At 55.5% G+C, this 11,447-nt stretch carries 6 protein-coding genes; 2 read left to right on the top strand and 4 right to left on the bottom strand.

Going from position 1 to position 11,447, the window contains the following annotated elements:
- Positions 1 to 119: 119 nt before the first annotated feature.
- Together BGC09_RS12860 and BGC09_RS12865 are read left to right on the top strand one after the other, a co-directional pair.
- Complete coding sequence (locus tag BGC09_RS12860; protein ID WP_069804396.1) at positions 120 to 1,256, top strand: DUF2330 domain-containing protein; 1,137 nt, start codon at positions 120 to 122, stop codon at positions 1,254 to 1,256.
- 731 nt (positions 1,257 to 1,987) lie between these two features.
- Positions 1,988 to 3,226 carry a class I SAM-dependent methyltransferase gene (locus tag BGC09_RS12865; RefSeq protein ID WP_069804397.1) on the top strand — a complete coding sequence of 413 codons (1,239 nt, stop codon included), beginning with the start codon at positions 1,988 to 1,990 and terminating at the stop codon, positions 3,224 to 3,226.
- Positions 3,227 to 3,233: 7 nt separating this feature from the next.
- Here BGC09_RS12865 and BGC09_RS12870 read toward each other — a convergent pair whose 3' ends face one another.
- The 4 genes from BGC09_RS12870 to BGC09_RS12885 are packed head-to-tail and all read right to left on the bottom strand — an operon-like array spanning position 3,234 to position 10,948.
- Positions 3,234 to 4,379 carry a hypothetical protein gene (locus BGC09_RS12870; protein WP_141727772.1) on the bottom strand — a complete coding sequence of 382 codons (1,146 nt, stop codon included), beginning with the start codon at positions 4,377 to 4,379 and terminating at the stop codon, positions 3,234 to 3,236.
- On the bottom strand, positions 4,376 to 4,939 hold the full coding sequence (locus BGC09_RS12875) for a DUF4365 domain-containing protein (protein WP_069804399.1): 564 nt from the start codon (positions 4,937 to 4,939) through the stop codon (positions 4,376 to 4,378). Before BGC09_RS12875 ends, BGC09_RS12870 begins: the two co-directional genes overlap by 4 nt.
- A 34-nt stretch (positions 4,940 to 4,973) precedes the next feature.
- Positions 4,974 to 9,032, bottom strand: a complete 4,059-nt coding sequence (locus BGC09_RS12880) for a DEAD/DEAH box helicase (protein ID WP_069804400.1) — start codon at positions 9,030 to 9,032, stop codon at positions 4,974 to 4,976.
- Between the two features lie 20 nt (positions 9,033 to 9,052).
- Entirely contained in the window at positions 9,053 to 10,948 is a 1,896-nt protein-coding gene (locus BGC09_RS12885) for a tRNA-guanine transglycosylase (RefSeq protein WP_141727773.1), read from the bottom strand.
- Between the last annotated feature and the right edge of the window lie 499 nt (positions 10,949 to 11,447).

Consider the following 11,447-nt stretch of genomic DNA (forward strand, 5'->3'; position numbering starts at 1 on the left):
AGATAAGCAGCTGAGTCTCTCGGAAGAGCAGAGCGAGCGGCCCCGAAGAGCAGCGGAACTTTCAGGACAACGGCTTCGTCCTTCGGATGGAGAAATTCATCTGCGAAGGAGGTGCCCCGATGTCGATCATGTACCGCCTCTGGAAGGGGCCGCTTGCGATTTTATTCTTGCTGCTCCTTACGTTTCTACAGACCGAGCCCGTGCTGGCCTGCGGGGGACTGGTGGCCCCCAACGGCAGTGTGCGCCTGCAACGCGCCACCACTCTGGTCGCCTGGCATGCGGGCATCGAGTATTACCTGACGAGTTTTACCTACCAGGGGGACGCCAGCCGCCTCGGTTGGATCGTGCCGCTGCCAACCGCTCCGTTGCGTATTCAGGAGGGGGGCGCCTGGACGCTGCAGCGTCTGAATCTGGAGGTTCAGCGGCATCTGCTCCTACGCGGAGGGCAGCCAGTGCAGTTCGACACAGCCAGCGTTCAGGTAGTGCAGCACGTGCAGATTGGCGCCCTCAATATCACGGTGGTCAAGGGGAGCGGTGCGGCTGTGCTCGACTGGGCCACCCAGCATGGCTTCCTGCTCGACGAGGAAACCCGGGCCCATCTGCTGGTCTACGGTCAGGCCAGCCCTTTTTTTATGGCTGTGCAGTTTGACTCGGCACAGGCCCATCAGCGCGGCCTGACGCAGGGAGACGGCACGCCGCTGTTGATTACAATGCGCTTACCTCAGCTCTGGGTACCGCTGGAGGTGCTGGCGATCGGCACTGATACCGTGAATGCCGATCTGTTCTTGCTGACTGATCAGCCCCTCTATACCAGCGACTGGGCCTATCATTTGGGACTATCACCGGTGGGCAGCCAGGTGCCCGGCGCTCCGGGCCTGGAGATCCGTCTCCAGGAGCCACTAAGCGAGACCCTTTATCACGATCTGGTGAGAGATCGCAATATGGGCTGGGTCTGGCCAGGCAGCTGGCTTACTTATCTCAGTTTGGTAGCACCAGCGCCCCAGGTCACGTATGATTTGCAGGTCACACCCCAGCCAGGACTGATGCACGGCGTGGCCTTCGGGACCCCTCCCCAGCAAGCGCCACAGCCAGGCGGTTTCTCCTTGCCCGGATGGGTGCCCGCTCTGCCCACAGGAAGCCTGCCCATTGTGCTAGAGGTGGTTGCGCTCTTGCTGCTCATCTCTGGCCTGGTACTGTGGCACTACCGGAGCCGCGGCGGCGGCTGGGCCAAAAAGGTTCCCTGGCCTCGCGGGTGACTCCTCCCTTCAGAGACGAGGCGGGTGCAGTCGTGTCCTCAGCCAGGAGCAGGCCAGGTAAGAGCTGACTGCACTCGCTCTGCGCCCCTAGATGAAGCAGCGTCAGACAAAGGCGTGATCGCCAGCACGAAACGCTGTTTTTTCTCTCCAAGTGCCACCTCTTCGCCTGTGCCAAGCTGCCTCCAGATCTTCTTCCACTCTTCTTCCGCCCGACCTGCTCTCTCATCCTTTGCAGCTACCCGCCTGATGTTCTCTCTGGCCTGTTCAACCAGAATTTATATTTTTTATCGACTTAAAAATCGATATTACTGCCTGCTTCTTAGCGGGCAGGCAGTAATATCAAGTGGGGATTACAATTTTAATAGCAAGGTTCTCTGGGAACTGACTGTACACAGGAAATCTGATAGAAGTTAGGAAATATGTCTAAAATTGCCAGCCGATGCCTTGAAAAATAGGCCCATAGAAGCGTAGTACAATAAAGAAGCACTTGCAATCGTCTCACGTCCAGACCAGTCAGCGGGGTCCAGGCTGGCAGGCCGGGGATGGGCGAGGACTCAGTGAAGCAGCGAAGAGAGCAACCAACAAAGAGGTCGCAGAGCAGAGCAGAGTAGCGCCGCGCCGCGGCCAGTCAACGAATGGGACGAGGCAAGAGAGCGCGCTGTCACAGGGCAAGAGAGGATCTGGATGAAGCTCAGGAGGAGCAAAAAATATCGTAGGGAGCGGTTGTGTCTATGAATATCTTGCATTGGCTGAAGCAATTGTGGCGAGGCAAGGGTCAAAGGCGCGGGCTGCGGAGAGCGGCGCCATTGCAGATGGTTGCTGGGACAGGAGCAGCGGAGCGAGGGCCAGCGGAGGCTCATCCAGAGCAGGCTGCGAAGGCTAGGCGAGACAGACGCCCGGTCAGTCCAGCAGCGACCACCTCTTTCGGATCAGCATCCCCTGGGGCCTTGCATACTGCTGGCCTCCTGACCCGTGTAGCAATTGGAAGCTGGCCAGGTTGCGGCTCCGCGAGTGATCCAGGCTATGGAGGCAACGGGCAGCTTCAGCAGCCCAAGGTCACGGATCAGCTGGAGCTGGTAGGAGCTGGCAGTACGCTCGTCCAGCGACAGGCGCTGGAGCGATATCCGACTGTCAGGCTTCCCCAGCCTCCCCAGGTGGCGGCTTTCGCCAGGCGCTACTTGATAGATACAGATTACCTGCTGCCGAAGGATCTCATTGAAGCTAATCGGCTCGACTTCCAGCACTTCTACCTCAAGCATGTCCTCAAAAGCAATTACCTGGCGCCGCTTGACAAGGAGCGAGTGCGGGCTATTCTCGACGTTGGCTGTGGCACAGGGCGGTGGGTCATCGAGATGGCGCGGGCTTTTCCGCAGGCGCGTGTCTATGGTATTGATCTGGAGTGGTCGACGCCGCCGCAGAAGCTGCCCCCGAATGTGAGCTTTTTGCAAGGGAACGTTCTGCAGGGCTTGCCTTTTCCCGCACACACTTTTGACTATGTTCACCAGCGTTTGCTTGCTATGGGTATTCCAGCGAAGAGCTGGCCCTTCCTGTTGCAGGAGTTGCAGCGGGTGACAGCGCCCGGTGGCTGGATCGAGCTATTCGAGGGGGGTGACACCTTTGTGAACGCGGGTCCCGCTCTCAGGCTGTTCATTGAGTGGTATCGCCAGGCTAGCAAGCGAGCTGGCTATGATCCGGCCCTTGCGGATCGTCTTGGCAACCTTTTCCAGGAGCTTGGTCTGCACCATGTTCGTTTGGAAACGCTGAGCGTACCGGTTGGTCCCTGGGGTCGTCACGAGGGGGTGATGCTACAGAAGAACCTGATGGCCACCTTTCCAGGTCTTTTCCCGCTCTTACATCAGCAGCTCAATATTGATGAGAAACAATTTGATCTCGTACTGCGAGAAATCGATCGAGAAATGGAAATATTACAGGTAGAGTATCAATATTACGTAGTCTATGGGCAGAAATGATAGCCTGTCAAGCCAGTTGCTCAAGTACCCGGAAATCATGGGGATGGAGCAAGACCCAGATCCTCTTACGCCTAGCGGGGGCACGTACCAGTGTCCCCGTCACGCTGACCAGGCGTCGATCGCGATGAGCATCGCAAGCAAGTGCATACTGGGAGGATTCGAGGGAGAGGTGCAGAGTACCCAGTTCAGGACTTTTCAGGCGTACCTGTCCTCGCTCTGTATCCTCCCAGTGTAATTCAGTGATCACGCCAGTGATTGTCTGCTCCTTTCCACTGCTTCCATCCTGGCTGGCTCGCAGGAGCTGAGCAGCCTTTTCAAGGTAGGGGATTGAAGAGCGATGCAGCTGCAAGGGAGGAAGATGAGAGAGGTCACTAGGAGCAGACAAGAGAGGCGACCAGCTAACAGAGTACTCCACGGCGGTATCACCAACCACCCTGAGCATTTCGGCAACCGCGCTGCACATATTGGCATTCAATCCTTCTGAGTAGTGCTCGACTAGAAGTCGATCATCTCCTGCCCGAGCTGCAGTGCTAAGCATGAGCAGTCCTCTCGTAATCCGCTCGACGACCCTCCTTCCAAGAGGAATGGGAGATCCTTCCAGAGAGGAAAACGGCAGCTGCCCTTGCTCACTGGTCACCGGGGCCTGAAGTACAAAACCGAAGCTCGATTGATAGGTGTGACCGAATTGGAAACGTCTGGTGAACCTCCTGGCAGTAGCGGTTGGCTGCGCGAAATAGCGCTGTCCTATCAGTTCCATACAAGCAGAAAAGATAACCAGGTTTCTGCAGCCACTCAAGAAGGAAGACACGGTCTCTAGCGAGGGCAGCTCTGAGGATGAAATAAGCAAGCGCAAGTAAATGGCATCAGCACTGGCTGCTTGAATGCGGCTAATGAGGGTGGTTGGAGGTACATGCTCAATCTCCGCCAGTCTGTGCAGAGCTTCGGTCAGGCGCAGCTCGGCTCCTCCCAGATCCTTCGAACGCGGTAACGCAATGAGCATCGGCTCACCCAGCTTATTGGCCGGACCGGCAAAGACCAGCAGCTGCTGGTCACTGTACTCGATCTGACGCCAGCCATGCGCTTGCAGGTAAGCCTGGACATCGGCAATGCTCACCAAGTCAAGCGGGAGCTCCTCTAACGATCTATGCATCATAACCTTACCTTCGCTTGCGCCTCATCAAGCAGGCTGAGCAAGACTGCTTCCGTAAAGAGGTTCGCTTTAGGGATATAGATTGTTTTAGATCTTACCTGATCAATTTCAACACGTCCTTGAGGCTTCCAATAGTAACAACACTTGTAGATGCTCAGGCATTCCTCACTTTGATGCAGCCAGTGATCAATACTTGGTGGCAGGCAGAGTAGTAATAGAACAGAAAAGATGCTGTTCACGAGCTTGCGATAGTTTTTTGCAGGGAGATCATAAACGATATAGTCTCCTCTGAGGCGGTAGTTGCGCGAGGCTTTCAATTGCGCATCTACCATCATGCTGCCACTATCGTCGATCTCGCCGTCGATTATCCTTGGCCTACGAAAAGAAATATCGATGCCATAATCCCTCTTCAGGAGCGAGTAATTGACACCAGCTCTGGCGGCAAGAGCCAGGACATATGCCAGGCTGAGCTCCTCGGCACGATGGGCCTCTGGCATCATCGAGGGTGTAGGAGGCGAGGGCGAAGCGGGAGAGAAAAGGTCGGCCCTCTCTTCAGTTGCCATGGCTCAACTCCTATCCTGAACCTATCAGGCGGCTTTAGAGAAGGAAGAGCGCCCACTCCTGTTCTTGACGATCCAGTGGCCAGCAAGCCACAGTTTCCAGTCCCAGACTGGCTGCTTCAGCGTGTAGCTGATCAACCTCGCTCCGCGAGGTACGGCGTAGCAGCTGCCGTACGAGGGCCTCCCCCACGCGGCGACTGACATATGGCGCTTGCCTGTAACGTCCTCGGCAGCAAGTTGTGACATAGATACAGACAGGACAGCCATCGTGTGCGTGGCAGGAGAGTTTGCTACTCTCGTCCTCTGCAAGCTGGTCGCCGCCATACTGACGGGTCCATTCTGCCTCGTCAGCAATCTGATCGATGACCACCTGCCCCGAGAACGTCTGGGCAAGGGGTTCCATGGGTCCAATGGACAACAGCCAGCTGCGCGCAAACTCCTCACGCCAGCCCTGCTCCATTGGCTGCTGGGGGTCCTCTGCCAGGTTAATCGGGCAAAGCACAGAGGCCAGCAAGGCTTGATAGACTTCCCTCGGTCGCGTTTTCAGGGCATGGGCAAACACCTCCGAGAGTCCAGCACCGCCCTCATAGCCTTCCCAGACAACTACCTCACACCGCTGGACATCATACCAGTACTCCAGTGCCTGCTCATTGACGCCACTCATAGTAGCAATAGTTTTGTAGAGCATATGAGCAGCAGTATGGAGAATCAGCTCGCTGTCCAGATGCTTGGGCTGCCCCTGTACCTTGATCTGGCCAAGCTCCTGGTGGAGCTGCTGATCAGTGAGTAGCGTCGTGACGAGATTCTGAAGCTGCCAGCGAATCCCATCGGTAGTGAGGTCGTAGCGCAGGGGGATCTCATAGCGAGCCAGGAAGGAGAGCGGTGGCCTCTTTTGCGGAACATAGTGCCCGTTGGCTTCCGGAAGCATCCGACGCGCGGAGACCTCTGCCCCTTCGACTATCGTCACGCCTTTCATGGTCTTAAGAAGACTGAGGGAGAAAGTGAGTCGTCGCTCTGCTGGGCCAACCGTGTAGCTGCGCTTTATCACCGGAGATGCCTGCAACGTTACGTAACGAAGCTGCGAGTCACAGCAGTGGCGTGTACGACTGATACTATAAATCATGCGACAATTCTCGCACATCTTAACGACTTGCTGCCCTTGCTTATCCGTCTCTAAAGTTCTTACAGAGACCTTATATGGCGCGAAAAACTCGGCGTGATGCAATCCCTCAGCCCCTCGAAGCCGAATGGTGATTTCGTGGTCGCTACTTCGCTCCGGGAGAGGGACAACGTCTATGGTTGAGATATGACGAGCGTAGTAGCGATAGAGCGTTCTGTAAGGAGTGAGCGCATTGGCAAGTACGCCGATGTTCTCTAGCTCAACCTTGGTTTCGGGCTCTACTCCCTCCCCTCTAACCAGGCTGGCATTGACAAGAATTGGCTTTGTGGCCAAGAAATAACCCTCTGGCAAGAGATACTCCACCCTGTAATTGCAAGCGTTGTCACTAATATCGTCCAGGTGGAGATAGAAGCTAGCCTGCAGCACAATTTTCATAGCCTCAGGTGGATAGCGAAGGATTCTCTTATCCTTAAAAAGCTCTTCTAGTTTGAAAAAGAATTTGTATAACCTTTCTACATCACTAAAATTTTTTATTCCGTTATCAGCAACATTTTTCCACAAATCAGCCATTCTACTAATTATATATGAGATCCTTTCAATGGTATGTCTGTCTTTAGTACTATACAGAAGATGCGACAGATAGTCATTCATCTTGAGGAAATGTCGTGAGATCTCCTCAGAGGAGGAATCCTCTTGCTTTAGGAAATCCAGGCTCAAACGTGCAGTTTCTTCCAGTGTGCATATTTCATCTTCTACATGATCTATAAGTGATTTTATCCCTAATTTATATTCCAAATCTACTTTATTGATATTTATCCACTTTTTCAAAAATTTCAACTTTTCCTCTAAAGATGCGTCACTATATTTAGTTATATCATTTTTATAATATTGATTAATTATACCACAATTACTAATATTATCCCAGATCCATTGCAGCAATCCTTTCTCCACCTTGTGCAGAGAGGTATAGGCAGCTAATTCCTTCCGCTTTCTTGAGATGATACCATGTATTGAGGAGATAACAGGATTGTCAGTCTTCAGCGGCAGCTCGTAGCTGCCCTCGATCAGCCGCCTGTAATGGCGGAGGTAGAAATGGCTAATCGGGGAGGTATCCAAGACCAGCATGCTATAGGCAGTCGAGCGCCAGCCCCGACCGGCTCGGCCACGCCTCTGAATAAAGGAAAATAGAGTGTGAGGAATAAGATACTGGATGACAGCTTGAATACGACTATCATCAACGCCAATTTCAAAAGCTGCCGTAGCTAGTATAATATCCTCGTCGTAATGAGCGGCTTTAGCCTTAGATGTCACTTCCACTATTTTCAATGGTTGTATATGCAGATCAGGGAGTTCGCTGGTGCACTGCCCGCCTGCAGGCAGGCCACGCCAGCACTCGCCCTGCTCATAGATGCGACAAGAGGCTGGAGCTGTACGCGGACACCGACGCTGGTTGAAGCAGAGCTGTTCCAGGTTACAGCGAAATGACCAGAGCCGGCGCTGCTCCTCGGCATCGCTGATCTGCGCACGGAATCTGCCGACCATATCCAGGGAATCACAGAAGACGGTGCTTCGCCCCTCTCCTCTGAGAAGGGCATGACCCACGGCCATCACTGTCTGAATCAGTAAGGAGGAGGCCTCTACCCGCTCTTCGGGCTTCTGCAAGACATAGAGTAGCTCAAGGCCTGTCGGTACGCTGCTGTCATCTTCAGCCTTATGCACAACAAGCTGGTCAGACTTCCCTCCATAGAATAAGTTGGCGGCAAACCTCTCAGGCTCAAGAATAGTTGCACTTGCTGCTAACTTGGCAAGCGCTTGACCATCTCTGAGTTCCTCAAGGCGCCTCAGCATATGATGGATATGAGATCCGTAGATTGAGTGATAGACGTGAGCCTCATCAAGTACAATACCAGCTATAGATTTGATGTAGTTCTCAAACTTCTCTAGAGGATATATAGATATTTGATCAAAGGATTCAGCAGTCGTAATCAGCAGATGCGGCATCAGATCGGCATGATAGTTCCTTCCAATAGAGATATGAAAATTTGCTCCACAGCTATTACATTTCAATAGCGTATTCTTCCTGTTATTGTATTTTTTAGGATCTAATTCGTAATGGCCTTTTTTACAAATCACACATTTATCTATATATCTGAATGTATAACCTTCAAAGATCTCACTGTTTTCAAGGGCAGACTCGGGGTCTGGTCCCACCCCACCAAACTGGAAACCTATCGTGATACGTTTCCCTTTAGGAGGGACAGCCCCACCCCAGAGGCTCTTTAGGCTTATTTCCAACTCGGCGCGATACACATAGCGCAGGGCCCGCTCCAGTTGGTCCTTCAGCAAGGTGACTCGCGGATAGAGCAGAACGAAGCGCGGCACCTGATTGGCAGGTACTTCTTCCGCCAATTGGCGAGTAATCTCATAGATAATAGGCAGCAAGAAAACCTCAGTTTTACCGCTCCCTGTGGGAGCAGTAATCACCATACCCTGACGATGGCGGATGACTTCCAGCGCTTTTTTCCAGCCCTCGACTTGGAAAGTAGAGACACGGAGTTCCCCCTCTCTAGCAGCGGTGCTACTGTCCTGATGCTGCTGCTCCTCTTCACTGGGCCTCAAGAGTCGAGCAATCATCTCAAGCTCTCCTGGCAGATCTTCCAGGCGAAGAAGGCGCGGCGGTCGCCGCCTTACCAGCGCTTCCATACGCATATGCTCCACCAGTGATCTCGACGGCCCCAACGCATCGAAGCGCTGTCGGAGCTGCTTCAGAAGGCGAACAAGTTCTATCGCCCGAGGCAAAAGGATGTCTCCTCCCAGAGCAACGAATTCCTCCCTCAGCTCTTCCCTCTTACAGAGAGGCTCTATACGCTGATGATAGCGTTCCCAGAGCAAGTTTGGCGGGGGAAAATCGCGAGCGGTTATGATATCTCGCATCATATCCTGAAGCAGGTCCCGCATCTCCTCATAGGGGGACATGGCCTTCTCCTTTCCAACAACTAGCCGTCTGCCTGTTCGAGCTGTATGAGAATGGAAGCAACGAGCTCCTCCAGATACTCCCGGCGAAAGAAGGCGGTCAGTCGACGGGCTTTCGGTTTGCAGGGCAGCACCTCCAGCCGGCCCGTGCGGCGCGCCGCCAGCTCCATCGCCTGCCGGTAAGCTCGACTCGTCGCATACCCCAGGCAGGCCACGTAGTGCTCTCCCCAGCGCTCCAGATAGCGAGTCAGCCGCCCGGCAACGAGCTCGATTTGCTGCTGGTTGCTTCCCTCCAACCGGAAGTCGTAACCCAGCACTTCTGGGGCCTGCTCCCACTCCTCGGGCACCGGCCCATACAGGCCCGAGAGCGTCACCCAGTGAATGCCGTGCAGCTGCTCACCAAGTGCCGCCTGCAGCCGCTCTCTGACGTAGCGGTGCGTGCGCGACTGCGAATAGGGTTTCTCTCCCGAGCAGGGCAACACCAGCAACAGGCGCTTGTCCACCGGGGGAGCATAGCCATTGCTGACGATGTTGAATGCCTCGGGGGTGTAGGCCAGGGAGACGGCCCGACGGCCACCGGTCCCCGCTGGCAAGCTGGGCTGACTGGTCCCACCAAACGAACGCCTCGAGCCGAGCCGGCGCAAGCGCTCGTCTCGCTGCTGAAGCCGGGCCAGAGCCTCTCGGAGGCGCTCATGCCCCTCCACCCAGCGCAGCAGAAAGTCCGCCAGGGCGTCTGCTGCCACCGCCTGGCGCACCTCCTCCACCAGGCGGAGATCTTGCTCGAGATTGTGCAGCGCCACCTCGGCATAATAGCGGCTCTTATAGGACCCGTTCTCTAATGGGCGACCCGCTGGGGTGAGGGATGTCAGCCCCGCCTGCAGCTCCGCGAGCGAGCTGGTCTGACACACCGGGCAGCTACAGGTCCACTCTTGCAACTCCAGGACCGGCACAAAGTGGTGCCTGACTGGATCGTGATAGCGCAGGCTGCGCGCCATCTGCACGTAGGTACTGGAGTCAAAGGTATCCACTCCAAGATAGGCGAGCAGCGGGATGAGCGTGCCTGTGACCCCAAACAGGTGCACCGGGGTCGTGGGCCGCTCGGCTGCCGGAATGCCCTCGATGGCGGCCTGCACCAGGTCGATGATGGTCAGCAGCTTCTCGGCCCCCCGCAGGCGCAACGGCACCAGCGAACCGATGGCAATCCCCAGCGGGATGCGCTGCAGTCCCTCGGCCTCGCGCAGCGCAAAGACGCGCTGCACCGCGTGGCGCAGGTCGTCGGGGGTCTGCCCATGGACCGCCGCATACACGAACGGGGGAGGGCCAGACTGCTCCGCCAGCAGGCGCAGGGTGATCCCCACATTGGCCAGACTGCGCGCCATACGCGCCTCGGCCTCTGCGCGCACCAGCCCGGATGGGAGCGGATAATCGAGGGTGGCAAGGAGACTGGCCCCGAAATCCTGCTGCAGGTGAAGAATGGTCTGCGGCGTGGCCTCCAGTCCATAGCGCGAGAGGTCCAGCTGGCTGTTCCACAGCAGCCGGAAGCCTCCAGAGTCACAGAAGAGAGGCGCCCGATAGTGCAGCTCAGGAAAGGCGGCCTGATAGTGCTCGCGCAAGGGGCGCTGCCGCCAAAAAGCCAGCCACTTGGGGCGAATGGAAAAATCAAGGAAGTGGAGGACCTGGGTCATGATGGGCCTCTGCTGGCGCAGCAGCCCATGTGGATGAGCCTGCAGCACATATTTCCAGATTCCTCCTCCGCGCGGCGTGGTGCCTGTGATCAGGGAGGCAACAGGAAAGAGTGTCGGCGTCTCCAGATCTCCTTCGCTGAGTCGAAAACATCCAGAACGCGGACCCCTCTCGCGGCAGCCGCGGAATCCCACAGTGGTCATATTCTTCCCATCTTCACCCTCATATTTGTGCAAAAAGGCAGGCTCTCCTTTCCGGGGACGGCCATCGGTTTCCTCTGACTTTAGAGGCTACTTTTTAAAAAAAAGTATACTTCGTTCTCTTTGAAAAGGCAAGCTGCTCTACATTTTCGAGCCATTTGCTCCTCGCACATTAATGGCAATACCCCCAAACTTCCCGACTCTTTTTGAACTGAGCTGCCTCATTCCTGACCTGCCAGCGATTGCCACTATACACCTCCCATAGATTAGCTAGTTTGCTCTCGCCGTGGGGGCGAGAGCCTTACTTATTGCCAATTCGCAGCTCGCTTGGTTCCGCAATCAAGGAAGGCAGGGCACATGGCGAGCACGACCTCACCTCTGCCAGGCCAGGATAAGACTGCCCAGTATTGCATACAAAATCCAGCCGTCCGAGAAAGCAGTGGCTCTTGAGACACAGCCAGCTGCCAATCGGACGGCAGGAAGGCGCGAGAGCACAATTCTGCCAGGTGAGACACAGGCGAGCTAGCTTCACCCC

Origin of the sequence: Thermogemmatispora onikobensis, assembly GCF_001748285.1 — a bacterium.
Lineage (GTDB): Bacteria > Chloroflexota > Ktedonobacteria > Ktedonobacterales > Ktedonobacteraceae > Thermogemmatispora > Thermogemmatispora onikobensis.